We start from the raw sequence: 25,223 nt of genomic DNA, 5'->3' as shown, positions 1-25,223 counted from the left end.
CTCCAAGAAGGATTACTTCATCAGCGGGATCGAGAACTCCGCGCCCTCCTTGACGCCGGACGGCCAGCGCGAGGTCACCGTCTTGGTCTTGGTGTAGAAGCGGATCGAGTCCGGGCCGTGCTGGTTGAGATCACCGAAGCCCGACTTCTTCCAGCCGCCGAAAGTGTAGTAAGCGATCGGCACCGGGATCGGCACGTTGATGCCGACCATGCCGACGTTCACCTTGGCGGCAAAGTCGCGCGCGGCGTCGCCGTCGCGAGTGAATATCGCGACACCGTTGCCGTAGTCGTGGTCCGACGGCAGCGCCAGCGCTTCCTTATAGTCATGCGCGCGCACGACCGAGAGCACGGGGCCAAAAATCTCTTCCTTGTAGATCCGCATGTCCTTGGTGACGTTGTCGAACAGCGAGCCGCCGAGATAGAAGCCCTTCTCGTAGCCCTGCATCTTGAAGCCGCGGCCGTCGACCGCGAGCGTCGCGCCCTCCTTGATGCCGATGTCGATGTAGCTCTTGACCTTCTCGACCGCCTCGCGCGTCACCAGCGGACCGTAATCGGCGGAGGGATCGATCGAGGTGCCGATCTTGAGCGACTCGACGCGCGGGATCAGCTTCTCCATCAGACGGTCGGCGGTGGCCTTGCCGACCGGCACGGCGACCGATACCGCCATGCAGCGCTCACCGGCCGAGCCGTAGCCGGCGCCGATCAGCGCGTCGACCGCCTGGTCCATGTCTGCATCGGGCATGACGATGGCGTGGTTCTTGGCACCGCCGAAGCACTGGCAGCGCTTGCCGGTTTGAGCTGCGCGTTCATAGATGTACTGCGCGATCGGCGTGGAGCCGACGAAGCCAATCGCCTTGATGTCGGGATCGTCGAGGATCGCATCGACCGCTTCCTTGTCGCCGTTGACGACGTTGAGGATGCCGGCCGGCAGGCCCGCCTCGATCATCAGCTCGGCCAACTTCATCGGCACGCCCGGATCGCGCTCGGAGGGCTTCAGGATGAAGGCGTTGCCGCAGGCGATGGCGGGCGCGAACTTCCACATCGGGATCATCGCCGGGAAATTGAACGGCGTGATGCCGGCGACGACGCCGAGCGGCTGGCGCAGCGAATAGATGTCGATGCCGGGTCCGGCGCCTTCGGTGTATTCACCCTTCATCAAGTGCGGAATGCCGCAGGCGAACTCGGCGACTTCAAGACCGCGCTGGATGTCGCCCTTGGCGTCGGGCACGGTCTTGCCGTGCTCGCGCGCGAGCAGTTCGGCGAGCTTGTCGTAATCGCGCTGCACCAGTTCGACGAATTTCGTCATCACGCGGGCACGGCGCTGCGGATTGGTCGCGGCCCATTCCGGCTGTGCAGCGCGGGCGTTCTCGACGGCTGCACGGACTTCCGCTTTCGATGCCAGGGCCACCTTGGCCTGGACGTCACCGGTCATCGGCTCGAAGACGTCGGCGGTGCGGCCCGAGGTGCCCTTGACTTCCTTGCCACCGATGAAATGTCCGATTGCGCGCATGGAATGATCTCCTTGAGGCCCAGCCTGATCGCTTTGACAAATCCTATCGACCTGCATTTTATAGGATTCAAGTCTGAGATATTGCACCATAGATGTGCGAAAATGCTGGATCAAGGCGCGATCGATTGGGACGACTTCCGCTTCGTGCTGGCCATCGTGCGGGGCGGCTCGGTGTCGGCTGCGGCAAAACAGCTCGGTGTGGACCATGCGACGGTGATCCGCCGCGTCGACCGGCTCGAGAAGCATCTCTCGGCAAAGCTGTTTGACCGGCGCAAGACCGGCTACCTGCTCACCGAGGCCGGCCAGCGCGTCGCCGACAGTGCGGAGGCGATGGAATCGACCATCGTCGCCAACCAGGAGCAGGTCGGCGGCTCGCTCGCGCGACTGACCGGCACGGTGCGGATCGGCGCGCCCGACGGGTTCGGCACCGCGTTCCTGGCGCCGCGGCTCGCACCGTTTGCGGACCGGTATCCCGATCTCGATCTGCAACTTGTGGCTACGGCACGGCTGTTCAGCCTCTCCAAGCGCGAGGCCGACATCGCCATCAGCCTGACCATGCCAAAGGAAGGCCGCATCGTCGGCCGCAAGCTGCTCGACTACCGCCTCGGGCTCTATGCTGCCCCCGCCTATCTCGACCGCTTCCCAGAGATCACCTCGCGCGAGGTGCTGCCGCAGCATCGGTTCGTCGGCTATATCGAGGAGCTGTTGTTCACGCCGGAGCTCGACTATCTGCCGCAGGTGTCACCGAAGATTTCCGCGCGTTTCCGCAGCGCCAATCTGATCGCGCAGCTCAACGCCACCCTCGCCGGCTTCGGCATCGCCGTGCTGCCGCATTTCATGGCAGCAGATTATCCGCAGCTCAAACCGGTCCTGCCTGCGGAGATCTCGATCACCCGCACCTTCTGGATGCTGATGCATGCCGACAGCAAGGATCTCGCGCGCATCCGCGCGGTCGCCGATTACATCTGTGAGATCGTTGAGCGCGAGCGGGCGTTGTTCGCGGGGCGATGAGCTCGTAGGATTCGTAGGGTGGGTTAGCGAAGCGTAACCCACCTCTTTCCTTTCCGCGAAGAGATAAGTGGTGGGTTACGCTTCGCTAACCCACCCTACGGCATCCCGCCTAGTTCTGCCTTTCGCGGGCCTTCTTTGCCGCCGGTTCACGACGCGCACTTTCGAGTGCAGTATCTTTGCCCGCCTTCAGCACCTCGTCGGAGAGCTCGCTCGAGCCGGCAATCCGTGCCAGCAGCATGGTGCCCGCCATCGTCGCAAGCGTCGCGATGGCCTGCTTGCGTGCGGCTTTGCGCGGCACGCCGGTGACGTGATCGGCCAGCATCTCGATCATCTCGTCGAGCTTGCCGGCAAAGGCCTTGCGCGTCTTCGGGCTCTCGCGGGCGATCTCGGCGCCGAGCGCGGGGATCGAGCAGCCATGACCGGGATCGTCGCGGTGCAGCGCGGAGAGATAGCTCTCCGCGATCAGCGTCAGCCGCTTCTCGGGAGCGACCTCGCCCGTCATCTTGCGCCAGTGATCCATCGATCGGTCCATGGCATAGGCAAAGGCCTCGATCACCAACGCCTCGCGGGAATCGAAATGCGCATAGAACCCGCCATGGGTCAGGCCCGCCTCCTTCATGAGGTCGGCGACGCCGATGCCGTGGGCACCCTTCTCGCGCAGCCGCACGGACGCCTTCTTCACAATGCGGTCGTGGGTTTCCTGCTTGTGTTCCCTGGAATAGCGCATGCCGTTCTCATTGGATGTCGGAAATCATTTAATAACACGCCACCTGCGAAAGTGGTGCATTAATTCGCTGTCAGGTTATTGCCGATCATTGCAAAGGTCGCCGTTGCGTGCACCGCAAGGTCGCCCTTGCCGTTGCGGACGAAGCCTTCGGTGTAGCTGGTCTGGCGTCCGAGCTTGATCACCCTGCCTTCGGCCGAGATCAGTCCCGAGCGGACCGAGAGCGGACGCAGGAAGGTCAGTTTCAGATCGAGGGTGACCGAGCCCTGGCCGGCTTCCAGCCTGGTCGTGATCGCGCAGCCCATGGCGGTATCGAGCAGCGCCGCGGCGGTCGCCCCGTGCAGAAGCCCGATGGTGTTTTCGAGATCCTCCCGCGGCTCCAGTTCCATGACGATCCGGCCCGGCTCGACCACCGCCATGGTGAAGCCGATCAACATTGCAAGCGGCGGACCGGGCAGCCGGCCGTCGCGGATCGCCTCCATGGCCTCGATGCCGGATAGTCCCATGGCAGCCTTGGCGACCGGCGCCGGCGCCTGCCAGCCCACCACCCGTTCGCGCCGGAGCGCTGGCGAAAACAGCTCGAACGTATCGGATGCAGTCATGACGGCCTCTTTTGTATTACATACATCATACTATAGAGCGGATTTCGCTGTTGGCAAATCGACCCCTCCACCGCTTGACAAGCGCGGGTTTCGGACCGGAAGTGACGCTGACCGGTGCGCCCCGCACCCGTGTCCATCAACGTTCGAGTTCCCACGATGGAAATGCTCAATCCCCATTGCGGCGTGACGCGCGATGCGCGCGGCGTCGTCTATGTCACGATCTGTAACGCCGGCTCGCTCAACATCTTGAGCTCGCCGGTCACCGAAGCCATGCGCGACGGCCTGCAACGCCTCGCCGCTGACCGCAGCATCCGCGTCCTGGTGCTGCGCGGCCAGAGCGAGAAGAGCCTGATCGGGGGCGCCGACATCAAGGAGATGGCAAATCTCGACCAAACATCTGCCGAGGCGTTCATCTCTCGCCTGCGCGATCTCTGCGAAGCCGTACGCAATTTCCCTGCCCCGGTCGTTGCGCGAATGCCGGGCTGGTGTCTCGGCGGCGGGCTCGAGGTCGCGGCGGCCTGCGACTTCCGGATCGCTGCCCATGATGCGCATTTCGGCATGCCGGAGGTCCGCGTCGGCATTCCCTCGGTGATTCATGCGGCGCTGTTGCCACGCCTGATCGGCTGGGGCCGCGCGCGCTGGCTGGTGATGACGGCGGAAAATATCGATGCGTCGACGGCGCTCGCCTGGGGCCTCGTCGACAAGGTCGCCCCGGAGGGCGGACTCGACGAGGCGGTCGAGCACACCGTGAAGGCGCTGCTCGCCTGCGGCCCCGAAGCGCTGCGGTCGCAGAAGGCGCTGCTGCGGCAATGGGAGGAATTGCCGCTGACCGAGTCGGTCAACCTCAGCGTCAAGGTGTTCGGCGAGTCGTTTCTGACGGACGAGCCGACGCGACTGATGCAGGAGTTCGTCAACCGGAAACGGTAAGGCTGTCTCGGCATTAAGGGTGTCATGCCCCGCGCAGGCGGGGCATCCAGTACGCCGCGGCCTCTCCGTATCCTTGCACTGCCTCTGGAACACTGGATCACCCGCCTTCGCGGGTGATGACGGCGTGGTGTGGGGCGCGAGCTCAGGTATGCGGCAAACGCGGCCTCCAAAAATCTCATCCTACACACGACAATTTGTCATGACTGGCACAGTTGCATTTTTTGCAGCGCATCATATGATGATCATAATCTTACAAGATTATTCCAGGGAGCCCGCCATGGCCACCGATCCCGTCGTCATCGTTTCCGCCGCCCGCACCCCGCTCGGCCGCTTCATGGGGGAACTGTCGCCGCTCGCTGCGCACAAGCTCGGCTCGCATGTGATCTCCGCCGCGCTGGAACGCGCAAAACTCGCGCCGGAGAAGGTCGACGAGGTCTTCATGGGTTGCGTGCTGCCCGCCGGCCAAGGCCAGGCGCCGGCCCGCCAGGCAGCGCGCGCGGCGGGCCTGCCCGATGCGACCGGCGCGACCACCGTCAACAAGGTCTGCGGATCCGGGATGAAGGCGACCATGCTGGCGCACGACATCATCCGCGCAGGTTCCGCGGAGATCGTCGTCTCAGGCGGTATGGAGAGCATGAGCAACGCGCCCTATCTCTTGGCGAAGGCGCGCGGCGGCTACCGCGCCGGCCATGAGCGCATCATCGACCACATGATGATGGACGGGCTGGAGGATGCCTACGAGACCGGCCGCTCGATGGGCGACTTTGGCGAGGCCACCGCAGAAGCCTATCAGTTCACGCGCAAGGATCAGGACGCCTTTGCGATGGAGACGCTCAGCCGCGCGCGCAAGGCGGTGGAGAGCGGCGCGTTCAAGGCCGAGATCGCACCGATCACGCTCAGCGAGAAGGCCGGTCCCCGCATCATTGCCAATGACGAGCATCCGCTGAAGGTCGATCCGGCAAAGATCCCCGGATTGAAGCCGGCGTTCCGCGCCAACGGCACCATCACGCCGGCGGCCTCATCTGCCAATGCCGACGGGGCGGCCGCCCTCGTGCTGACAAGGCGCGCGCTGGCCGATCGCAGCGGCCTGCCGCTCCTGGCCGAGATCAAGGGCCACGCCACCCATAGCCAGGAGCCGCAATGGTTCACCACCGCGCCGATCCCGGCGATCCGCAAGCTGCTGGACAAGGTCGGCTGGGGTGTCGATGACGTCGACCTGTTCGAGATCAACGAGGCCTTTGCCGTTGTCGCGATGGCCGCGCAGCGCGACCTCGGTATTCCCAGAGAGAAGCTCAACGTCAATGGCGGCGCCTGCGCCCTCGGCCATCCCATCGGCGCCACCGGCGCGCGGCTGATCGTGACGCTGTTGCATGCGCTGGAAGCGCAAAATCTGAAGCGCGGCGTTGCGGCGCTGTGCATCGGTGGCGGCGAAGCCACTGCGATCGCGGTGGAACGTTTTGCGCACTAGGCAGAATGTCCGAAATTGAGGGAAGTCTGTCATTTTAGACGCGCGCGAGTCGTGTCAGAATGCCAGGCTCGAGCAGGTCGCTCTAAATCCTCCAGGTAAGGTTGGGGCCCAATGATTTCGAACCGGCTCGCGGCAGCACTCGGCCGCCGCAACATCCACTACGGCTGGGTGATGGTCGGCGTGACCTTCCTCGCCGCGCTGATCAGCGCCGGCACCGTCGGCGCCCCCGGCGTGTTCATCGTGCCCCTGCAAAAGGAATTCGGCTGGAGCACCGCGGAGATTTCCTCGGCGCTCTCGATCCGCTTCATCCTGTTCGGTCTGATGGCGCCGTTCGCGGCCGCTCTCCTCAACCGCTACGGCCTGCGCAACGTGACGCTTACTGCGCAGCTCATCGTCGTCTCGGCGCTGGTGGCTTCGCTCGCGATGACGAAGGTCTGGCAGCTCATGCTGCTGTGGGGCGTCGTGATCGGCATCGGCACCGGCATGACCGCGCTGGTGTTAGGGGCCACCATCGCCACGCGCTGGTTCGCCGCGCGGCGCGGCCTCGTGGTCGGCATCATGACCGCGAGCGTCGCCACCGGGCAGCTCGTATTCTTGCCGCTGCTTGCCAGTCTCACCGAACGCTTCGGCTGGCGCCTTGCCCTCAGCTTCGTCTGCGTGATGCTCGGCGTCTCAGCAACCGCCGTGGCGCTCGCGATGCGCGACCGCCCGAGCGACGTGGGCCTGCGTCCGTTCGGCGACGAGGGCAGCGAGCCCCTGCCCGTCCCGCCGGTCAGCCACGCGCCGATCACGGCTGTTGCGCTCGGCACGCTGCGCGATGTTTCGACGTCCAGTGCGTTCTGGATCCTGTTTGCGACCTTCTTCGTCTGCGGCGCCTCGACCAACGGCCTCGTCCAGGTCCATCTGATCCCGATGTGCCTCGATTTCGGCATCCCGCAGGTGCAGGCCGCGAGCCTGCTCGCGGCGATGGGCATCTTCGACTTCTTCGGCACCATCATGTCCGGCTGGCTATCCGACCGCTACGACAATCGCTGGCTGCTGTTCTGGTATTATGGCCTGCGCGGGCTCTCGCTGCTGTTCCTGCCGTTCAGCGACTTCTCCTTCTACGGCCTGTCGCTGTTTGCAATGTTCTACGGTCTCGACTGGATCGCCACCGTGCCACCGACGGTACGCCTGACGGCGCAGAAATTCGGCCCCGAGCGCGCCAATCTGGTGTTCGGCTGGATTTTTGCCGGCCACCAGCTCGGCGCCGGCTCCGCCGCCTTTGGCGCCGGCCTGTCGCGGACGCTGCTCGCGAGTTATCTGCCCGCCTTCTTCATCGCCGGCGCGCTCTGCATCTTCGCATCACTGATCGTGCTGGCGCTCGCGCGACAGCCGAAGCCTGCGATGGCACTGGCAGCCAGCAAATGATGGTGGTGCGGATCTAGTACTTCAGCGTGGTGGTCAGACCGAACACTGCGGCGTCGCCGATGCGCGAGACGCCGGTCGGGTCATTTGGATTCGGGATGCCGCCGGACGGCCGCCACACGTATTGGAAATAAGGGGCCAGCAGCCAGCCCGGCTTGATGTGCGCCTCGTAGATCACTTCAAGCAGGGTCTCATTGCTGCGCACGGGGCTCTGGATTCCGCTGAAGAACTGCGTGTCGACATCGAGGCTTCGGGCAGAGCCCGATATCCGCATATAGGCCATCCCGACCCCGAACCGGTCGAGGGGGCGGCCGGGGGTAAAGCCGACGAAGCCGACGCCGCCGTCGAGATAGAGGTCGATCAGGTTGCGGTCAGGCGGGCTGTAGGCGATCCGGCCGAACGCCGTCACGCCCGGTATCGACGCGGAGACGGTTTTCTCGGTCACCCCCGGCGGCCGCCAGAGGGTCTGCTCCACCACCGCGTAGATTCCATAGTTGCCGCGCAGCTTGGCCGGGATGCCGCTCCCGGTGGGGTCGGCGATAGAAAGGCCCTCGGCTGTAAAGCGCTGGCTGTTGAAATCGCCAAGGTGATACCAGCCACCGGGCGTGAAATTGCCGGCGAGCGAGCTCCCACCGATATCGAGATGATAGTCGAAGTGAACCTGCCCGATGAGCCACGGCGGATCATTGACGCGAAACGCCAGTCCATGATTGTCGCGCGTCTGCGGATCGCCGTCACCGGGCCGCGCCGGATTGCCGTTGAAAACGGCACCGAAGAGGGTCACGTTGTCCGAAACCGCGGCCTTGACGCGAATTCCCGGCACCGCAATCGGCGGGGCTGGCCCGCCCGCCGGCAGGTTGGTGGCCTTGATTGCCGGCCAGCCGAAGGTGCCGTTGATGAAGAGGTCATCCGTTTCGCTGTCGAAGAATTCGACGTCCGCCGCCTGCTGGCCGACCCTGATGTTCAACCTGCCGTCGAACAGGCTTTGCTCGAAATAGGCGTTGTAGAGCCTGGTGTCGGGCAACGCCTCGATCTCGCTGATGGTGGCGAGATTGTAGATGTAGTTGCGCGTCAGCCCGCGACCGTAGATCTCGAAGGCGTTGGCGTAGAAGCGGCCACCCGTCCAGCCAACGAGCTTGTCGAGGTCGGCGTCAACGGAGAAATCGAATCGACCGAAATGGATGGCGCCCCGTGCGACGCCCCCGGAAACATTGCCGATGTTGTCGCCGATATAGGTGAGGCCGAAATTCAGGCCCTTGTTGGCGAGCCCATCGTGCCAGTCGTTGAACCATTTTGGCGTCAACCAATCTGCCACGCTCTCATCCTTGGCACCGGCGAATGCGTTCGTGCTTGCCCACGCGCCTGCAAGGCACGCCGTCACGATTGCGAGCACACTTCGCAACGGAGACATTACTCTGCACACATGGTTGAACCCGGATCGCGTGCTATTTGAGAATGCCCATGCGCCGCATGAAGTAATAGGCGAGGCCCGCAGAGGCGACCATCAGGCAGGCCGCATAGATGAAGCCCTCCTCGACGTCCGTCAGCGGCAGGCCCTTGGTGTTCATGCCGAAGATTCCGGTGATCAGTGTCGGCGGCAGCAGCAGCGTGGTCACGATCGACAGCGTATGAAGATGCCGGTTGCTCTCTTCTTCATTCTTGAAGTGCAGCTCTTCCTCCAGCAGGCGGGTCCGTTCACGGAGCTCAACAATGTCGTGGTCAAGGCCGTCCAGGCGTTGCGCGAGTTTGCCAGCCTGAATTCGCAACTCCGGGGGCAGATCGTCGCCATGCTTCTGGTCAAGTCGATGAAACAGGATTCGAAGTCCCGTCAACTGGCGATGCAGCCGGACGCAAGTGCGACGCTGCCGGCTCAGAATGCTGCGCATCTCCGGCTTGGCATCATCGGCCGCGATCTTTTCTTCGATGCCGTCGATGTCCTGACCAATCCTGTCGGCCATGCGGTCCATGGTGTCGGCGACCTCGTCGACGATCTTCTCCAAGAGAGCTGCGACATTCGCGACGCGGTAGCCGCCCTCGAGCATCCGACGTGTCGCATCGGCCGAGCACAGCGCCTGATGGCGACCGCTGATCAGAAGCTGTCCGGTCATCGCAAAGCGCAGGAACGCGGTTTCTTCGGTCGGGCTCTCGATGTCGCGCACGAGGTCGGAAAACACGCCGTAGACGCAGTCATCGATGACGTGGAGCTGCTGAAACGTGTCCTTGGACAGGAGCAGCTCGCGCGCGAGCGGCGGCAGGCCGGAGGCCGCGATCCACGGCCGCGCCCGCGCATCGGTCAGATTGAAATGCAGCCAGAGCCGGCCATCATGGCTGAACTCGATCGGCTGGTCGATCGGCAGCGCCTCAGCGCTGCCGTCACTGTGCAGGCGGAACGCCCAGACCAGGCCGGGAATAGCCAGCGCAGAATCATCCGTTACGCTGGCAAGCGTTACTTGCTCAACCATGCTCACCCCCACGTCAATGCAGCCCAGGTCCGGGGGGCTGTTTGCCTCCTCCCGACCTTCGCGGGTACTTAATTGGATTACACCAGTGTTACAGTTTGATGATACGAGCCGACGAGATCCGCCGCCCTACTCCGCGGCCAACCCCGTCGCGGCCGCCGCCTGGGCTTCCTTGATGTAGTCGTGCACGACGCGGCCGAACGGCAGGGTCAGGTCGGCGATATAGTGATGCGCGCCGACCACGCGGCGGACCGGGAAATCCGCAACCGGCGCATTGACGTGGGGCACGAGGTGCAGGCGACCGGGCCCCATCCAGGAGCCCTTCGGAACGATGTCGGTGAGGTTGATCGCGACGAGCTGGCAGACCTCGAGCTGGCCGTCGACGCCTGGGATCATCTTCAGATTGATTTGTGTCTTCGACAGCGTGGCGCGGGTGAGATCACCGTTGCCGGCCATGCTCTCGTGCTTGTAGCCCATCGTACCCATGGCGACGAGCTGACCGGCATATTCCAGCGTGCCGGTCAGGGTATCCTTGACGATCTCGAGCTTGGGGTGAGCGTACTTCTTGGGAAAGCCCCAGATTTCGCGCCCCGCCGCGATCGGCGGATCATCGTCGAGATACATCTGTGAGACGAAGTTCACCTCTTCGCCGTGCAGGCGCGCGGGGATCACCAGACCGGACTCGGTGTAGCTGCCGAAGCCGGAGGAGTCCGGCATCCTGATCCATTCGTAATGCACGATCGCTTGGTCGATCGGCTCCAACGGCTCAGGCAGGCCGGCGCGGATCAGGTCCGGATCGGTCTCGTAGGTGATGACGAGGAATTCGCGGTTGATGAAGCGATAGGGACCAGCGGGATAGCTCGGTCCGGCGGCCGGCATGGACGGGAGTCTCAGAACGTCTTCCCTGCGCATCTTTGATCTCCTGTGTGACGCTGGTGTGATGTCCGCCTGGCAGCTGCAAGCCTAACGTGAATTGCTAGCCGCCGTCATTGACTGCGATGTGATGGATTTCCGTCAGGCGCGTGACCCCTCCGTCATTCCCGGCGCGATGGGCCTGCATGTCCGCGATGCATCGGCGCCGCAATTGTCATCACGCCGTCATTGCGGGGCGCAATCGTCCGGGCGAGGCAGGGAGACAGCGCCATGGACGCCCGCACGTCGCAACCGACATATCAGACAAATCAGCCTCCCTCGCGGGGCTGGCGGCCCGAGCGCTGCGATCGCGTCGCGCTGGTGCTGCAAGGCGGCGGCGCGCTTGGCGCCTACCAGGCCGGCGTCTATCAGGCGCTGCATGAGGCCGGCATCGAGCCCGACTGGGTCTGCGGCGTCTCGATCGGTGCGATCAACTCAGCCATCATCGCGGGCAACAAGCCGGAGAAGCGGCTCGATCAGCTTCGCATTTTCTGGGAGCGCATCACCAACCGCAAGATCTGGCACTACACGCCTGATGGCGACGTCTTCCGCCAGTGGCGCAATCTCACCAGCGCGTGGATGACGTCGGCGATGGGCCAGCCGGGCTTCTTCACCCCGCACCAGGTCAATCCCTGGTTCAGCCCGGTCGGCGCCAGGACTGCAACCAGCTATTACGACACGACTCCCTTGCGCGACAGCTTGCGCGAGCTCGTCGACTTCGACCTGATCAACGAAAAAAAGATCCGCTTCGCGGTCGGTGCGGTGAACGTGCTGTCGGGCAACTTCATCTATTTCGACAATGCCCATGATGAGATCCACCCCGAGCACGTCATGGCCTCCGGCGCGCTGCCGCCGGCGCTGCCGATGGTCAGGATCGGCACAGATCATTTCTGGGATGGCGGCATCGTCTCGAACACGCCGCTCCAGCACCTGCTCGACCAGGAGGACGATCTCAACTCGCTGGTGTTCCAGGTCGACCTGTTCAGCGCGCGCGGCGTGCTGCCGCGCTCGATCCAGGACGTCATGGCCCGCCACAAGGACATCATGTATTCCTCGCGCACGCGCCACAACACCGACGTCTACCGCCGGACGCACAATCTGAAGGTCCTGCTCTACAAGGCGCTGGCGAAGCTTCCCGACGAGCAATTGTCCGAAGAGGAACGCCAGCTCAAGGCGAGCCTGCGCAACATGCCGGAGATCGCGATCCTGCATTTGATCTATCAGCAGAAGGCCTATGAGGGCGACGCCAAGGACCACGAATTCTCCGGCACCTCCATGCGCGAGCACTGGACGAGCGGCTACGAGGACACCAAGCGCACGCTGAAGCGCCGCGACTGGATCAAGATGCCCGAGGAAGGCATGGGCCTGGTCGTCCACGACGTGCACCGCGAGACGGAGAGCGCGTAAGGCCTGAAACCGCCTTCGCGCGTGCAGGAGCGCGCCCCCTTTGGGGAAGCTCCGACCAAAAGTGTGAAAACAACCCCATGCACAGTAGCCGACGGCCGGCGGGGACGATCTTCGCATTTTACGAAATTATGTGACGTCGGGCAAATCGGGGGTATTATGGCATCACAGGGCATTGCGCATGACGCTCTTGCCCTAGAGCCCCGCTCCACATCAAGCGTCCTTGCCTGGGCGTCCGCGACGGGCGGTGCAGGACACGAAATCCAGCGGGTCGCTGGCGAGCAGCTCGATTTCCGCCCGCTCCAAAGGCGTTAGCGCGGATCCGAAGCCGGGATCGGCCAGGCGCTGGCGCAAGACGGCGATGGCGGCTTGGTGGTCCGAGTTGGCATAGGCCGTTGTTGCAACCATCAGACCGGGCTCGCCGAAGAAGCGATGGATGACCTCGCCGAGGCTTTTGCGAGTCTTGAAATATTGCAGGAGCATGGCGTCGCGGCCGGCGGGGCCGGCTTCGCTCGCGAGCCGGGCGGCGGTGGCACTCACATCCAGATAGCGCGGCAGCGAGATCGTTTCGCCGGCCTTTGGCACCTCCGTGACGTAATGCAGGCCGCGGTCGCCAACCGCATAGCGGTCGGTCTGAAAGCAGCGGCCCCGCCGGACCTCGGCAATCTGCTCATCCGCCGTCGCGACATTGCTGAACGTTCCGTTCGGCCGTCTCTTGACCCCGCTCTCTTGGGGGCCAAAGGGGATATCCGGCCGCAGTTTCTTCATCAGCGCTCCGAAGATGCCGGCCTCGTGACTGCGGGCCGCGAGCATGTCCTCGATCGGTTCCTGGTCGCATCCACTTGGCGGCGCACTCCCGAACAAGGCCCCGCCGATTCCCTGTCTCTGGCAACGCGCCCCCTCTCCTGCCGCCGCGAAAACGGTTCGCAGCGACCCGGGGTCGAGAGCCTGCACGAGCGCGGAGGGCCTGGTGAGGTCGGCGCTGTGGGCCCACAGAAACAGCCCGATCGCGATGACTGCTCCCACCGTCGTCTCGCGCGTCAGCCCGAACCGGTTGAACTCGGCATCGAACGAAGCCTCTGAGGTCTCGAGACTGGCCTCGTGCAGTGAACTGCGCAGACGTGTGACATCGAAAGCAGACGACGGTCGGCGACCGAAGCTGGCCGCGGCGCCGACTGTCTGCGGCCTCGTGTCGCGCCGCGCAGGCGCGATCAGGGCCATCGAACCGGTGACGGAGACGATCGCGGCGACCCGCTCGGCGATCGTGGGATGGGTGGCGAAAGCTCCCTTGTGCGCGCCGTCGATCATCATGGCGTCCTGGCCGGCCGCGAGCCCCGGAATTGCACTGCGCCCCTCGATGCGTTGCAGCGCCGAGACGAGCGCGGCAGGATTCTGGGTCAGCCGGACGGCTTCCGCATCGGCGATGAATTCGCGTGCCGACGCGATCAGCAGCCGCACGAGGTGACTTCCGTCATGCGCCAGACGGTGCAGGAACGAGACGATGAGAAAGAGCACGACCATCATCGGAAATACCAGAGCCAAGACCGGCAGTGCCAAAGCCTGCGAGATCCGGTTGGCCTGCTTCCCATTGCTGCGAGGCTGCAGCAGGCTCAGCGTATCGAGGCAGACATTCGTGGCCGCGATCAGCCGGATGTCTCCGTTGACCACGTGCATGATTTCATGCGCAGCGACCGCCGCGAGCTCATCGTCGTCAAGTGCGTCGATCAGGCCCTTGGTGAAGACCAGCACGGCATCCTTCTGCCGGATTCCGCAGGCAAACGCGTTCAGCGCCGGACTGTCGATGACGGCGACATAGGGGGTCGGCAGGCCGGCCGCGATCGTCAGCGGTTCGACGATACGGCAGAGCCGCGGCTCGTCCTGATCGTCCACGAAGCGAAATTCCGTTTTCCGCCTGATGGTGCGGACGTGCCATGCCATCTGCGCCGCAAACAGCAAGGCGCCGACGATCGTGACGACCGGCACCCAGCGGATGAAATAGCCGGTCCATCCATAGAGCGGCGCATGCTCCGGATCGTGCATGGCCAACGGCACAAGCAGCGCCAGCATGGCAAGCAGGTGAAACGCCAGCACAAAGCCGGCGAACAGCGCCAGCGAGCGCGTATCATTGCTGCGGACGTGGCCATAGAGCCCGTTAACCGCCATGGCGATATCCCATGTCTTTCCGAATCTGTCTTCGATCAGAAATTGACCGCGAGAGGTTCGTCGATCAGAACGCGTTCGATACCGAGATCGTAGGGCGTGCGCGCGTCCATCTTGAACAGACGGCCGATATAGCTGCCGGGAAACTGGCGCAGCGTGGTGGCGTATTCTTCGACGGCGAGGTTGTAGAATCGGCGCGAGGCGGTGATGCGATTTTCGGCGTCGACGAGCTCGCGCCGCAGCTCGGCGAAGTGCGTGGACGCCTTGAGCTCGGGAAAATGCTCGGCCATGCCGATCAGGGCGTTGATGGTTTGCGTCAGATTGTTCTCGGCGCTGAGCCGCACGTCCGGGCCGGCTGCAGAGAGCGCCTCGGCGCGGGCCTTGGTGACGCCGAGCAGAATGTCGCTTTCATGTTTGACGAAACCGCGCACCGTCTCGACCAATGGCGGGATCAGATTGTGGCGATGCTTGAGATGAACGTCGATGTCGCCGAACGCAGTTTCGCAGCGCTGATCGAGCGCGACCAGACGATTATGCGTCGCATAGGCGACGTAGGCCGGTATCGCAATCGTCATCAATAATGTCGCCAGGCAAATAAATATGACCGTCAATAGCATGACCCGCTCTCCCTTGGGGTGCATCCCAAGGTAGCGTCAGGCGGTTGCGGAAACGTTGCAAGAAACAGCTAAAAGTTGCTGAAAAGCATAAGGCCACCTTAAATGAATCGGGTGTCTACTCGACGCGGATTTTCACACAGGGGTTTTGTCATGGCTGAATCGATTTTCGCGCGTGTGTCCCGTCTGCTGTCGGCGACCGTCGAGGACACTGTCGACCGTATGGAGCAGGCCGGCAGCGATGCCGTGATGCGCGAGGCGATCCGCGAGGCGGATCGTGCGATCGATCAGGTGAAAGCGGAGCTCGAATCCACGATGGCGCGCCGGCTGCAGGCCGCCCGTCAGCAGAAGATGCTCGGCGAGCGTGTCGAGGAGCTCACCGCCAAGGCCCAGTTCGCCGTGAACCAGCAGCGGGATGATCTCGCCGAAGCCGCGTTGTCCCGCCAGATCGATTTCGAAGCACAGGCCAAGAAGCTGGACGCCGTGCAGGAACAGGCGCGTGAGCTGGAGAAGCGTCTGGAAGACAGTCTCGCCGCGCTGCACGCCCGCAAGCGTCAGATGGAGGACACTCTGCAGGCCTTCCTGATTTCGCGGCGGCAGGCTGCGCTTGGCGGCGATGGCCCGGCTCAGCCTAACCGCTCCGCAGAGAAGAAGCTCGATGCGGCCGAACAGGCCTTTGATCGCGCCATGGTCGGGGCCGGCGGCGTAGGTTTCACTCGCACCGACGCAAGCACGATCAACCGCGTCGCCGAGATTGATGGCATGCAGAAGAGCGCGACAGTGGCCGAACGGCTGGCCGCGCTGAAAGCCGGTCAGGCCGCCTGATGATCCGCAAACCGCCAGCATCATGGGATCGGATCGACGAGGGCGCAGCCGTCAGAACGATCCGCATGACTTCAACAGTCGCGACCACGGGCGTCGGCGTCGCGCGCCGCAGCGGACAGGCCGTCATTGGCCTGTTCTGTTTCTTCTTTGCGATCATCTGGGGCTTTGCCGCGATTGCCTCCGGCATCGGGGGCAGCTTGCCAAGCCTAATCGGTATTGGCGCGATGGCCGCCTTCATGTTCTGGCGGGGCCGTCGCGCTTTCGCGAAAGCGCGGGGCGAGTAAAGTTCAATCGCCGTCAGAACGAAGTTTTCCGTGGCGCAACAGCCTTTTGCGTCACGGCCTGATCGTCATATTCGCAGGCGGGCCCGGCGTCCTGAGTGGCTCCGCCAGCCTCGCGAACTCGCACAGCAGGGACCGCGTCTTGCGAGGGTCGATGATCTCCTCGACCCAGAACTTTTCTGCCGAGCGGAACGGCGAGCGCAGCTTGTTGAGGCGCTCCTCGATCTCCTTCAGCTTCGCCGTCTTATCCTCGGCCGCGTCGATATCGGCGCGATAGGCCGCCTCGATGCCGCCTTCGAGCGGCAGCGAGCCCCAATAGGCCGACGGCCAGGCGTAGCGGATCGAGAAGCGATCGGCCGGCTGATGCACGACGCCGGCTACGCCAAACGCGTTGCGCAGGATCACCGTGCACCAGGGCACCGTGGTCTGGTTGACCGCGGCCATGGCGCGCACGCCGTGGCGGATGGTGGCCGCCTTCTCGGCGTCCAGCCCGATCATGAAGCCCGGGCAATCCATGAGGTAGACGATCGGCAGATGAAAGGTCTCCGCGAAGTCAACCCAGCGCACCACCTTCTGGCAGGCATCGGCGGTCCATGAGCCGCCATAGTGAAAGGGATCGCTGGCGAGCAGCATCACCGCCCTGCCCTCGAGCCGCGCGAGGCCAACGATGACCGGCTTGCCGAAATTGCCGGCGACCTCGAAGAACGAGCCCTTGTCGACGACGGACTCGATGATGGGGCGCATCTTGTAGACCTGCCGGCGGCTCCGCGGCACGGCCTTCGTCAGGGCTTCGTCAATGCGTTCCGGATCGTCATGGCAAGGCAGCGTCGGCGGCAATTCGTAGACCGACGCTGGCAGATACGACAGGAAGCGCCGCGCGCAGGCGAACGCCTCGGCCTCGGTCTCGACGGCATGATCGACCGCGCCGGCGCGGGTCTGGATCTCGGCGCCGCCGAGATCCTGCTTGGACAGATCCTGCCCGAGGCGCTTCACCACCGGCGGTCCTGCGACGAACATCGCGGACGCCTTGGTCATGATGGAATAGTGGCTGGCGGCAAGACGCGCGGCGCCGAGGCCTGCGACCGAACCGAGCCCCAGCGCCACGACGGGCACGCGCGCGAGGTTCTCCGTCGTGAAGCGGTACCAGCGCGTGCCGCCGATGCCGCCCGGCAGGTTCGCCGCGCCCTTGGTCTCGATCGTCTTGACCGAGCCGCCGCCGCCGGAGCCTTCGATGATGCGGATGATGGGCAGACGGAAGTCGTGCGCCATCTCCTCCGCCATCAGTGGCTTGGCGGAGATCGAGGCATCCGCCGAGCCGCCGCGCACGGTGAAATCGTCGCCGACCACCACCACCGTGCGTCCGTCGACCCTGGCGCGGCCGAACACGCAGTTGGCCGGCGTCACATGCTTGAGCTCGCCATGCGCATCGTATTCACCGATGCCGGAGACGGCACCGATCTCGTGAAAGCTGCCTTTGTCGATCAGCCCGTCGATGCGCTCCCGAACAGTCAGCCGGCCCTGGTCATGCTGTCGCTTGACCTTGTCAACGCCGCCCATCTCCCGCGCGAAGGCTTCGCGCCGGGCGAGCTCGTCGAGTTCCGGCTTCCAGTTCATTCAGTCCCTCCGGCGCGATCGGCTTGTTGTTTCGCACGGCCATCGCGATCGGCTTGCGCTCGAGACGGTTGTTGAGGAAGTCGCCTTCGGCGCCTTCGAGCAGGTCGCCAACCGCCTTGCCGAGCTTGACCATCAGCGGCGCGACCTCGCTGTGCAGCCGCTCCTCGTCATACATCGCTGCCAACAAACCGATCGTGACCACCACGACTGTCTGATATTGCGGCGACCACATCGGCACCGCGACGCCGTTGATGTGCGGGCTCCACAGGCCGCAGGCCACGACATAGCCATGCTCGCGCAGGAACTGCCGATTGGCCTCGATGCGCGGCTTCAGCAGCCGGGCCGCCTCCGGCGCCTCGCGCTCCATCTCCGCAACCAGGGAATCGCCGATCTCCGGCTGCAGCGCCGCCGTATAAGCGGCCCCCGCAGCGGTCGAGGCCATCGCGATCCGGCTGCCGGTTCCTTCGTGCAGGCCGAGCGCGCTCGCCGAGCGGGCGAACTCGAGATAGACGAGATGGAACCGATCGGGGATGACGAAGCCCACCGTCCCCGGCAATTGCTCGGCGACATCCTCGAGCCGCAGGCGGATGAGGTTGCGCAGCTGCGCGCCCTTCATCATCGAGGCGCCCATTGCGACCGCGCTCGGCCCGATCCGGTATTTCTGATCGCGCGGCAGATAAACCAGCTGCCCCATGCGCGTCAGCGTATGCGTGAGCCGCGACACCGTCGAGCGCGGCAGGCCGCAGCGGTTTGAGATTTCGAGATTTCCGAGCCGCGCCTCGTGGCCCTCGAAGCATCGCAACACATCGAATGCGCGCGACACCACCTGGATGACGTCACTTTCGCCGGCCTCGCCCGCGAGCACGCCTTGCCTACTCAATCGCTCCGATCGTCGTCCCATGTTCCCTACCAGTTGTGTTTCGCTCTGCGGAATTAAATTCCGCTTGAAGGGCACGCTACCTCAGGCATCTTGCGACGACAACAAAAAGGCGATTGGCATGCCAGAAATTAAGATCGTCGCGGAAGTCGCAGGGCGCATCTGCGCGATTCCCGTTGAAGTTGGGAAAAGTATTACGGATGGCGACGACGTTGCATTCGTCGAAGCCATGAAGATGGAGATCCCGGTGCCCTCACCTTCGGCAGGCACGATCACATCGCTCCTCGTCAAGCTGGACGACGTCGTCGCCGAAGGCCAGGCGATCGCGATCATTGCGAGCTGAAGCCGCAATCAGCATCGCAATCGTGGCAATCTGCTCGAACTGATGGATGAAATCTTTCGTCGAGTCGCTAGTGACCGAATTTTCGGCGGCTCGCGCTCTTCCAGACCGGTTGCGTGTGCCCTGATGGCGTTGCACAAGGAGGGCATGACACCGCTATCATCACCTGCCAGCTCCTGGACACAATCGAAGCCGCCTTTGCTGCGGTTCCTCGACACTTGCTACGCCGAATTCGCCACTGAGGCCTCCGGCGCGGTCGCCGACTACATCCCCGAGCTCAGCAAGGCCGATCCTGCCCATTTCGGCATCAGTCTTGCGACGCTGGATGGCCATGTCTACGAAGCGGGCGACAGCCGGGTGCCCTTCACGATCCAGTCTCTGTCGAAGCCATTCGTGTTCGCGCTGGCGCTCGATATGCTGGGCGCTGCGCGGGTCGAGAGCGCGATTGGCGTCGAGCCCTCCGGCGATCCCTTCAACTCGATCCGGCTCAATGCTGAGAACCACCCGTTCAACCCGATGGTCAATGCCGGCGCGATCGCCTGCACGGGACTGATCCATGAGGGCAAGGGCGAGGCGGCGTTCGAGGAGATTCGCAAGGCACTCGGTCGCTTCGCCGGGCGCGAGCTGGACGTGGACGAGGCCGTCTACAGGTCCGAAAGCCAGACCGGCGACCGTAACCGCGCCATCGCCTATCTCTTGAAAACCAATGCGGTGATCGCGAACAATGTCGCTGAAGTGCTCGACGTCTATTTCCGTCAATGCGCGGTGCTCGTGACCGCGCGCGACATCGCGGTGATGGCGGCAACGCTTGCCAACCGCGGCGTCAATCCGGTCACCGGCGAGCAGGTGGTGACTCCTTACGCGATCTCGCGGACGCTGTCGGTGATGACGTCGTCGGGCATGTACGATTATGCCGGCGAATGGATTTACCGTATCGGCATCCCCGCCAAGAGCGGTGTCGGCGGCGGCATCCTCGCCGCGCTCCCCGCCAGACTCGGCCTCGGCAGCTATTCGCCAAAGCTCGACAAGCACGGCAACAGCGTACGCGGCATCAAGGTCTGCGAGACACTGTCGTCTCACTATGACCTGCACATGCTCAACCGCAGCGACGACGCGCGCAACGCGGTCATCGCCGACTATCACATCGGCCAGATCCCGTCGCGCCGCGTCCGCCGCCTCGGAGAACGCGAGATCCTCGCTGCCCATGAGGAGGAGGTACGGGTCATCGAGCTCGTCGGCACACTGTCGCTCTCCGCCGTCGATTACGTCTCGCGGCGGCTCGCTGCGCGGCCGCGGCCACAGCTCGTGATCTTCGACCTGCATCGCGTTACCTCGACCACACGCGCTGGCGCGCGGCTCGTGGCGGAGGCCTTCGAAGATCTCGCCGCGCTGAATGTCACTGTGGTCCTGTCCGGCGTCCAGCGCACCTCGCGGGAATGGACCACGCTTCGCGAATGGACGGCAACGCTGAAGAACGTTCGCGACTTCTACCTGCTCGACACCGCGATCGAATGGGCCGAAGACCAGATCGTCTATCGCTATGGCGGCGCGATCGATTTTCACGAGACCACGGAGCTCGTCGAGCAGCCGCTGCTTGCGGGCCTGAGCGAGGAAGAGCTGACCGACCTCGGCTCGCTCTGCACGATCCGCACCTATCAGACCGGCGCAAGGATCGTCGCGGCCGGCGATCCCGCCGATTCCCTGTTCTTCCTGCGCAGCGGCGCCGTGCACGTCACGCTGCCCGACGGCGTCCGCCTGGCAACGCTGACGGCCGGCATGGCTTTCGGCGAAATGGCGTTGCTGGAATCGACCCGCTCCGCGGACGTCTTGGCCGATATGGCGGCGACCGCCTTCGAGGTGCCGCTGAAGGATTTCGAGCGTTTTCGTCAGCAGCATCCGCATGCCAGCGAACGCATCATGCGCAACCTCGCGCAACTCCTCGCCGATCGGCTGATCGTCGCTAACGCCAAGGTGGACATCCTGACGTCGACGTAGCGCCGTCAGCGGCTCGCCGCCTCACGCAGGCGCCTGTTGATCTTGGCTGCGCTTGCCTTGAGCAATTCGGATGGCTTCTGGCCGGTCGCCGCACACAAGCAGGCCCAGTAATAGATGACATCGCCGAGTTCATCGACGAGTCCCGCCTCGTCGAGCCAGCTATCGCGCAACAGCTTCTTGATATGCTCGGCGACCTCTCCGGCTTCGCCGGCGAGGCCAAGCCCGAGATAGGATAAACGTTCATTAGTCGGGTGCTCATCGACTTTCGCAATCGTCGCGGCCCAGGCTGCATATTCATCGATCGTCATCGGCATTCCTCGCCGTTTTTTTGGATCAGCCCACGACCTCCGTCACCGGCTGGAGATCGATCTCGAACGTCTCAAGAAACTTCGATGTCATGATGTAGAAGCCGACCGAAAGCTGCAATTCGACCAGCGCACCCGGCGTGAGCTTTGCGGCGATCGCCTTGAACGTCGCATTCGTCGGCTTGTTGAGCTTGACGATTTCATCCGTGAACGCGAGCGCCGCGCGCTGCGTCTCGGTAAAACACGTCGCCGCCTGCCAGTCGGACAGCGCCTCGTTCTGCTCGTCAGTGACGCCGACATTCTTGCCGATGCGCTTGTGCGCGATGACTTCATAAGGCGCCTCGCAGAGAATCCCGGTCCGCGTGATCGCAAGTTCCCGCACGATCGGGTCAAGCTCGCCCCGGCTCCGGATCGCGCCGCCCAACCGGCAATACTGCACGAAATAATCGGGCGAATGCGACATCATGCGGAAGATATTGGCGTTGCGATTCTTGGCGAGGATATCGCGGGTACGCTCGGACGCCTTGGAAGGATCGGCGTAGTCGATACGGGCCATCAGTCACCTTGGGTATTGCTCTTGTAGCGGCTCTTACGGGCAGTTTCTCAAGACTATTCTTGCGCCGACGCAAGAGCAACATTATCGAGTCAAATTGCCGCCTTATTGCTGAACGACCTTTGCAACCGTCGATATTCGCCGCGTGGGGACAAATCGCAGCGAATACTCGAAGTGGGGTGTTCCGAGTAAAAAAACATGACCGTCGTTTGCGCAGCGCGCGCAACGATGAGTCACGCCCAAGTCTAGGGAGTAAACGGCATGAAGGAAGCCACCAGGAGGGCGGCCTCGGAAGCGTTCGCGCATATGCTGGCGGTGACGGCGATGCTCGTCATCGCCAGCATATTGTTCTACGGGCGCTGAAAAGAGATTTCGTCATTCCGGGGTGGTGCGTACGGGACCGCGCAAAGCGCGCGGCCCGGTAACCAGACCCAGAATTCCGTTCCAGGTTCGGTCCGTTCGACCGCCCCCGAATGACGAAAACCAGTACTTAGACCTTGGTGAAAAACGGAACGAATCTTCCGGCAAACGAGGTGAACTGCGCGGCGACCTCGTCGCCGATCGCGAGGCCCTTCTCACCGTGCGCCATCATGCGAAAGCCCTCGGCGCAGTCGACGAGCAGGATGTTGTAGGGCACATACGCACGCATCTCGGGCGTTGCGGCGCGGCAGACGAGTGTCGTTGCATAGACCGTGCCCTTGCCGCTCGCGCGACGTTCCCGCGGATCTGGCGCGCCACAGGCCGCGCAGAAGGTGCGATGGAAGTACTGCACGCCGCCGCATGCCTCGCAGCATTGAAAGACGATCGCCGCATCCCCTTTGGTCCAGTCCGCGATTCGCGCGCTCATCGCACCTGCTCCAGGAACATGCTGACATGGGAGGACAACACGCCACCATCGCCATGCAGCAGCGCGATCGAGGCGTCGCGGACCTGACGATTGCCTGCGCGCCCGGTCATCTGGAGATGCGCCTCCACCAGATGCGCCATCGCGCCGCCAACGCCGCAATGGCCATAGCTGAGGAGGCCGCCATGAGTGTTGAGCGGCATGCGGCCGTCACGGCCAAAATATCCAGCCCGCACGCGCGCGGCGGCCTCGCCACGTCCGGCAAGGCCGAGGTCTTCGAGCAGCATCGCAAGCGTGATGGTGAAGCTGTCATAGACTGCGGCATAGCGCACATCTGATATCGCAAGGCCCGAAGCCTGTTTCGCGCGCGCGATCGAAATCTCGGCGCCAAGCTCGCTTAGCGCCGGCGCTGCGGTCACATGCTGATGGGTATGCGCCTGCGCGCAGCCGCGGATCTGCACGCCGGCCTCGCCGGTCCGCTCGCTGCTGATCACGAAGGCGACACCGCCGTCGGAGACCGGGCAGCAGTCGAGCAGCTTTAGCGGCAATGCCACCGGCTTGGACGCCATCACGTCCGCAACCGTGATCGGCTCGTGGAATTGCGCACCGGGATGGGCGTAGGCGTGCGCGCGCATCAGCACGGCGAACTCCGCGAGATCCTCCTCCGTCACGCCGTACTCGTGCATGTAACGGGACGCGACGAGGCCGTAATAAGCGGGGATGGTCGGGCCGAGCGGCACCTCGTAATCGGGATGTCCGACCTGTGCCAAGGCCTGGATCGAGGCATCGCGGCTTTGCCCGGTGAGGCGATTCTCGCCGGCGACAACGAGCACATGCCGTACCACCCCGGCCTCGACCAGATGATGCGCAAGCATGGTCATCGCGAGGCCCGTCGCGCCGCCGACCTGCACGGCGTGGGCGTAACTCGGGCGTATGCCGAAATGCTCGGCGAAGACGGTCGCCAGCATGATGTGCGGCGACACCGTCGAATAGCCGCAGAGGACGCCGTCAATCTCCGCGCGCGTCAGCCCGGCATCGTCGAGCGCAAGCTGCGCCGCCCGGCTCATCAGGTCGAGCGAGGATGAGCCTTCATGCTTGCCGAAAGGCGTGAGCCCGACGCCGGTGACGAAGCTCATGGTGCTCTCCCCTACTCCGGCGGCGAGCGGGTCACGCCGTCGCGTATCAGAGCCGCAATCTCATCCGCGGAATAGCCGATCTCCTTCAGGATCTCCGCACCGTGCTCGTTGAGGCGCGGTGCGAGCCGCGCCGGTTCGGCGTCGGTGTCCGACCAGGTCGCGGTGACCTTCATGCTGCGGATTGGACCTTCGGTCGGATGGTTGACCACCGGGAAGAAGCCCGTCGCCTCCAGATGCGGATCATGCAGGATCGTTTTCAGATCGTGCATCGGCATGACAGGCACGTCGGCCTTGGTCAAAATCTCGATCCATTCGGCGGTCGTGCGCGTCTCGAAGATGCGCGCGAGCTCGGCATAGACGAAATCGATATTCGCGGCGCGGCCCGCAAAGGTCGCGAACCTCTTGTCGGCGCGCAGATCGTCGCGGCCGGTCGCCTCGAAAAAGTTCTGCCACTGCTTGTCGTTGTAGACGATCACGCTGAGGTAACCGTCCGCGGTTTTGTAAGGCCTGCGGTCGCGCGACAGGTGACGCGCATAGCCGCCCTTGTCGAGCGGCGGCTCGAAGGTCAGCCCGCCCATGTGATCGCCCATGACGAAGCCGGCCATGGTCTCGAACATCGGGATGTCGACGCGCTGGCCGCGCCCGGTGCGGTCGCGATGCACGAGGCTGGCGCAGATCGCGCCGACGGCGGTGAGGCCGACGATGCGATCGACCAACGCGTTCGGCACGTAGCGCGGCACGCCGTCGCCGGTCTGCGCCATCAGTGCGGGCAGCGCGGTTGCGCCCTGGATCAAATCGTCATAGGCGGGCTTAGCGGCATAGGGCCCGTCCTGACCGAAGCCGAACACGCCGGCATAGACGAGACGCGGGTTGATCGCGGAGACCACGTCATAGCCGAGCTGAAGGCGCGTCATGGCCTGCGGCCGGACGTTGTAGACGAGGACGTCGGCATCCCTGATGAGCCGCAGCACGGCGTCGCGGCCGGCCGGGTTCTTCAGGTCGAGGCAGATCGAGCGCTTGCTGCGATTGGTGTTGAGGAATACCGGGCCCATGCCGGCATGACGCATCGGGCCGATCAGCCGGGTGACGTCGCCCTCGAGCGACTCCACCTTGATGATGTCGGCACCATAGTCACCGAGCATCTGGGTCGCATACGGCCCCATCAGCACGGTCGTCATGTCGATGACCTTGATGCCCTTCAACGGCCCCATCGTTCACTCCCGATTGCGCGGGGCTGACTGCCGCCCGCGATTTCG

24 protein-coding genes are annotated in these 25,223 nt (G+C 64.0%); 9 read left to right on the top strand and 15 right to left on the bottom strand.

Going from position 1 to position 25,223, the window contains the following annotated elements:
- Positions 1-12: 12 nt before the first annotated feature.
- Entirely contained in the window at positions 13-1,509 is a 1,497-nt protein-coding gene (locus tag Q3C01_RS02325) for a CoA-acylating methylmalonate-semialdehyde dehydrogenase (RefSeq protein ID WP_458143498.1), read from the bottom strand.
- Between the two features lie 102 nt (positions 1,510-1,611).
- Between Q3C01_RS02325 and Q3C01_RS02320 the strand changes: the two genes are divergently transcribed.
- Positions 1,612-2,520, top strand: a complete 909-nt coding sequence (locus Q3C01_RS02320) for a LysR family transcriptional regulator (RefSeq protein WP_458143496.1) — start codon at positions 1,612-1,614, stop codon at positions 2,518-2,520.
- Between the two features lie 109 nt (positions 2,521-2,629).
- On the opposite strand, the gene Q3C01_RS02315 is transcribed toward Q3C01_RS02320, so the two are convergent.
- Positions 2,630-3,247, bottom strand: coding sequence for a TetR/AcrR family transcriptional regulator (locus Q3C01_RS02315; RefSeq protein ID WP_458143494.1), 618 nt, complete (start codon positions 3,245-3,247; stop codon positions 2,630-2,632).
- A gap of 59 nt (positions 3,248-3,306) precedes the next feature.
- Positions 3,307-3,846 carry a PaaI family thioesterase gene (locus Q3C01_RS02310; RefSeq protein ID WP_458143492.1) on the bottom strand — a complete coding sequence of 180 codons (540 nt, stop codon included), beginning with the start codon at positions 3,844-3,846 and terminating at the stop codon, positions 3,307-3,309.
- A 156-nt stretch (positions 3,847-4,002) separates the two neighbouring features.
- On the opposite strand from Q3C01_RS02310, the gene Q3C01_RS02305 reads away from it, so the two are divergent.
- The 3 genes from Q3C01_RS02305 (at position 4,003) to Q3C01_RS02295 (ending at position 7,651) form a co-directional block, all read left to right on the top strand.
- Complete coding sequence (locus Q3C01_RS02305) at positions 4,003-4,773, top strand: enoyl-CoA hydratase (RefSeq protein WP_458143490.1); 771 nt, start codon at positions 4,003-4,005, stop codon at positions 4,771-4,773.
- A gap of 277 nt (positions 4,774-5,050) precedes the next feature.
- Positions 5,051-6,241 carry an acetyl-CoA C-acyltransferase gene (locus tag Q3C01_RS02300; RefSeq protein ID WP_458143488.1) on the top strand — a complete coding sequence of 397 codons (1,191 nt, stop codon included), beginning with the start codon at positions 5,051-5,053 and terminating at the stop codon, positions 6,239-6,241.
- Positions 6,242-6,352: 111 nt separating this feature from the next.
- Positions 6,353-7,651 (top strand): MFS transporter, encoded by a 1,299-nt coding sequence (locus tag Q3C01_RS02295; protein ID WP_458143486.1) that lies wholly within the window; start codon positions 6,353-6,355, stop codon positions 7,649-7,651.
- 13 nt (positions 7,652-7,664) lie between these two features.
- Here Q3C01_RS02295 and Q3C01_RS02290 read toward each other — a convergent pair whose 3' ends face one another.
- The 3 genes from Q3C01_RS02290 to Q3C01_RS02280 all read right to left on the bottom strand — a co-directional run bounded on the left by Q3C01_RS02290 (position 7,665) and on the right by Q3C01_RS02280 (position 11,019).
- Positions 7,665-8,963 carry a carbohydrate porin gene (locus Q3C01_RS02290; RefSeq protein ID WP_458143485.1) on the bottom strand — a complete coding sequence of 433 codons (1,299 nt, stop codon included), beginning with the start codon at positions 8,961-8,963 and terminating at the stop codon, positions 7,665-7,667.
- A 130-nt stretch (positions 8,964-9,093) separates the two neighbouring features.
- Complete coding sequence (locus tag Q3C01_RS02285) at positions 9,094-10,110, bottom strand: transporter (RefSeq protein ID WP_458143484.1); 1,017 nt, start codon at positions 10,108-10,110, stop codon at positions 9,094-9,096.
- A gap of 126 nt (positions 10,111-10,236) precedes the next feature.
- Entirely contained in the window at positions 10,237-11,019 is a 783-nt protein-coding gene (locus tag Q3C01_RS02280) for an acetoacetate decarboxylase (RefSeq protein ID WP_458143483.1), read from the bottom strand.
- A gap of 231 nt (positions 11,020-11,250) precedes the next feature.
- On the opposite strand from Q3C01_RS02280, the gene Q3C01_RS02275 reads away from it, so the two are divergent.
- Positions 11,251-12,426, top strand: coding sequence for a patatin-like phospholipase family protein (locus Q3C01_RS02275; protein ID WP_458143481.1), 1,176 nt, complete (start codon positions 11,251-11,253; stop codon positions 12,424-12,426).
- Positions 12,427-12,636: 210 nt separating this feature from the next.
- On the opposite strand, the gene Q3C01_RS02270 is transcribed toward Q3C01_RS02275, so the two are convergent.
- Both Q3C01_RS02270 and Q3C01_RS02265 read right to left on the bottom strand, forming a co-directional pair.
- Positions 12,637-14,586 (bottom strand): M48 family metalloprotease, encoded by a 1,950-nt coding sequence (locus Q3C01_RS02270; protein ID WP_458143479.1) that lies wholly within the window; start codon positions 14,584-14,586, stop codon positions 12,637-12,639.
- Between the two features lie 35 nt (positions 14,587-14,621).
- A complete protein-coding gene (locus Q3C01_RS02265; RefSeq protein ID WP_458143478.1) occupies positions 14,622-15,158 on the bottom strand; it encodes a LemA family protein in 537 nt (178 codons plus the stop codon).
- Positions 15,159-15,302: 144 nt separating this feature from the next.
- On the opposite strand from Q3C01_RS02265, the gene Q3C01_RS02260 reads away from it, so the two are divergent.
- Together Q3C01_RS02260 and Q3C01_RS02255 are read left to right on the top strand one after the other, a co-directional pair.
- Complete coding sequence (locus Q3C01_RS02260) at positions 15,303-16,022, top strand: PspA/IM30 family protein (RefSeq protein ID WP_458143476.1); 720 nt, start codon at positions 15,303-15,305, stop codon at positions 16,020-16,022.
- Between the two features lie 65 nt (positions 16,023-16,087).
- On the top strand, positions 16,088-16,306 hold the full coding sequence (locus Q3C01_RS02255; protein ID WP_458143475.1) for a hypothetical protein: 219 nt from the start codon (positions 16,088-16,090) through the stop codon (positions 16,304-16,306).
- A gap of 51 nt (positions 16,307-16,357) precedes the next feature.
- Here the strand turns inward: Q3C01_RS02255 and Q3C01_RS02250 are convergent, their stop codons facing one another.
- Both Q3C01_RS02250 and Q3C01_RS02245 read right to left on the bottom strand, forming a co-directional pair.
- Positions 16,358-17,917: an acyl-CoA carboxylase subunit beta gene (locus Q3C01_RS02250; protein WP_458143474.1), complete on the bottom strand. Its 1,560-nt coding sequence runs from the start codon at positions 17,915-17,917 to the stop codon at positions 16,358-16,360.
- Positions 17,847-18,818 (bottom strand): IclR family transcriptional regulator, encoded by a 972-nt coding sequence (locus Q3C01_RS02245; RefSeq protein ID WP_458143473.1) that lies wholly within the window; start codon positions 18,816-18,818, stop codon positions 17,847-17,849. The genes Q3C01_RS02250 and Q3C01_RS02245 overlap by 71 nt, the downstream gene beginning before the upstream one ends.
- Positions 18,819-18,861: 43 nt before the next feature.
- Here Q3C01_RS02245 and Q3C01_RS02240 point away from each other — a divergent pair, with 43 nt between their 5' ends.
- Both Q3C01_RS02240 and glsA read left to right on the top strand, forming a co-directional pair.
- Positions 18,862-19,137, top strand: coding sequence for an acyl-CoA carboxylase biotin carboxyl carrier protein subunit (locus Q3C01_RS02240; RefSeq protein WP_458143471.1), 276 nt, complete (start codon positions 18,862-18,864; stop codon positions 19,135-19,137).
- A 144-nt stretch (positions 19,138-19,281) separates the two neighbouring features.
- On the top strand, positions 19,282-21,129 hold the full coding sequence (gene glsA, locus Q3C01_RS02235) for a glutaminase A (RefSeq protein WP_458143470.1): 1,848 nt from the start codon (positions 19,282-19,284) through the stop codon (positions 21,127-21,129).
- Between the two features lie 5 nt (positions 21,130-21,134).
- Here glsA and Q3C01_RS02230 read toward each other — a convergent pair whose 3' ends face one another.
- The 5 genes from Q3C01_RS02230 to Q3C01_RS02210 all read right to left on the bottom strand — a co-directional run bounded on the left by Q3C01_RS02230 (position 21,135) and on the right by Q3C01_RS02210 (position 25,178).
- Complete coding sequence (locus Q3C01_RS02230; RefSeq protein WP_458143468.1) at positions 21,135-21,437, bottom strand: nucleoside triphosphate pyrophosphohydrolase family protein; 303 nt, start codon at positions 21,435-21,437, stop codon at positions 21,135-21,137.
- Between the two features lie 25 nt (positions 21,438-21,462).
- Positions 21,463-21,990, bottom strand: a complete 528-nt coding sequence (locus Q3C01_RS02225; RefSeq protein WP_458143467.1) for a carboxymuconolactone decarboxylase family protein — start codon at positions 21,988-21,990, stop codon at positions 21,463-21,465.
- Positions 21,991-22,477: 487 nt separating this feature from the next.
- A complete protein-coding gene (locus Q3C01_RS02220) occupies positions 22,478-22,834 on the bottom strand; it encodes a Zn-ribbon domain-containing OB-fold protein (protein WP_458143466.1) in 357 nt (118 codons plus the stop codon).
- Positions 22,831-23,967 carry a thiolase family protein gene (locus Q3C01_RS02215; RefSeq protein ID WP_458143464.1) on the bottom strand — a complete coding sequence of 379 codons (1,137 nt, stop codon included), beginning with the start codon at positions 23,965-23,967 and terminating at the stop codon, positions 22,831-22,833. Before Q3C01_RS02215 ends, Q3C01_RS02220 begins: the two co-directional genes overlap by 4 nt.
- Before the next feature lie 11 nt (positions 23,968-23,978).
- Positions 23,979-25,178, bottom strand: a complete 1,200-nt coding sequence (locus Q3C01_RS02210; RefSeq protein ID WP_458143463.1) for a CaiB/BaiF CoA transferase family protein — start codon at positions 25,176-25,178, stop codon at positions 23,979-23,981.
- Between the last annotated feature and the right edge of the window lie 45 nt (positions 25,179-25,223).

The sequence above is a fragment of the Bradyrhizobium sp. UFLA05-109 genome (assembly GCF_054185165.1).
This window is presented reverse-complemented; position numbering and strand designations above follow the sequence as displayed.

Bases quoted from the DNA above. Each gene is read 5' to 3' on its own strand.
- Q3C01_RS02255 (WP_458143475.1), top strand. From the start codon at position 16,088: ATGACTTCAACAGTCGCGACCACGGGCGTCGGCGTCGCGCGCCGCAGC.
- Q3C01_RS02300 (WP_458143488.1), top strand. From the start codon at position 5,051: ATGGCCACCGATCCCGTCGTCATCGTTTCCGCCGCCCGCACCCCGCTC.
- Q3C01_RS02280 (WP_458143483.1), bottom strand. From the start codon at position 11,019: ATGCGCAGGGAAGACGTTCTGAGACTCCCGTCCATGCCGGCCGCCGGA.
- Q3C01_RS02285 (WP_458143484.1), bottom strand. From the start codon at position 10,110: ATGGTTGAGCAAGTAACGCTTGCCAGCGTAACGGATGATTCTGCGCTG.
- Q3C01_RS02225 (WP_458143467.1), bottom strand. From the start codon at position 21,990: ATGGCCCGTATCGACTACGCCGATCCTTCCAAGGCGTCCGAGCGTACC.
- Q3C01_RS02260 (WP_458143476.1), top strand. From the start codon at position 15,303: ATGAATCGGGTGTCTACTCGACGCGGATTTTCACACAGGGGTTTTGTC.
- Q3C01_RS02315 (WP_458143494.1), bottom strand. From the start codon at position 3,247: ATGCGCTATTCCAGGGAACACAAGCAGGAAACCCACGACCGCATTGTG.
- glsA (WP_458143470.1), top strand. From the start codon at position 19,282: ATGACACCGCTATCATCACCTGCCAGCTCCTGGACACAATCGAAGCCG.
- Q3C01_RS02270 (WP_458143479.1), bottom strand. From the start codon at position 14,586: ATGGCGGTTAACGGGCTCTATGGCCACGTCCGCAGCAATGATACGCGC.
- Q3C01_RS02295 (WP_458143486.1), top strand. From the start codon at position 6,353: ATGATTTCGAACCGGCTCGCGGCAGCACTCGGCCGCCGCAACATCCAC.
- Q3C01_RS02220 (WP_458143466.1), bottom strand. From the start codon at position 22,834: ATGAGCGCGCGAATCGCGGACTGGACCAAAGGGGATGCGGCGATCGTC.
- Q3C01_RS02245 (WP_458143473.1), bottom strand. From the start codon at position 18,818: ATGGGACGACGATCGGAGCGATTGAGTAGGCAAGGCGTGCTCGCGGGC.
- Q3C01_RS02325 (WP_458143498.1), bottom strand. From the start codon at position 1,509: ATGCGCGCAATCGGACATTTCATCGGTGGCAAGGAAGTCAAGGGCACC.
- Q3C01_RS02275 (WP_458143481.1), top strand. From the start codon at position 11,251: ATGGACGCCCGCACGTCGCAACCGACATATCAGACAAATCAGCCTCCC.
- Q3C01_RS02250 (WP_458143474.1), bottom strand. From the start codon at position 17,917: ATGAACTGGAAGCCGGAACTCGACGAGCTCGCCCGGCGCGAAGCCTTC.
- Q3C01_RS02215 (WP_458143464.1), bottom strand. From the start codon at position 23,967: ATGAGCTTCGTCACCGGCGTCGGGCTCACGCCTTTCGGCAAGCATGAA.
- Q3C01_RS02230 (WP_458143468.1), bottom strand. From the start codon at position 21,437: ATGACGATCGATGAATATGCAGCCTGGGCCGCGACGATTGCGAAAGTC.
- Q3C01_RS02305 (WP_458143490.1), top strand. From the start codon at position 4,003: ATGGAAATGCTCAATCCCCATTGCGGCGTGACGCGCGATGCGCGCGGC.
- Q3C01_RS02265 (WP_458143478.1), bottom strand. From the start codon at position 15,158: ATGACGATTGCGATACCGGCCTACGTCGCCTATGCGACGCATAATCGT.
- Q3C01_RS02320 (WP_458143496.1), top strand. From the start codon at position 1,612: ATGCTGGATCAAGGCGCGATCGATTGGGACGACTTCCGCTTCGTGCTG.
- Q3C01_RS02310 (WP_458143492.1), bottom strand. From the start codon at position 3,846: ATGACTGCATCCGATACGTTCGAGCTGTTTTCGCCAGCGCTCCGGCGC.
- Q3C01_RS02210 (WP_458143463.1), bottom strand. From the start codon at position 25,178: ATGGGGCCGTTGAAGGGCATCAAGGTCATCGACATGACGACCGTGCTG.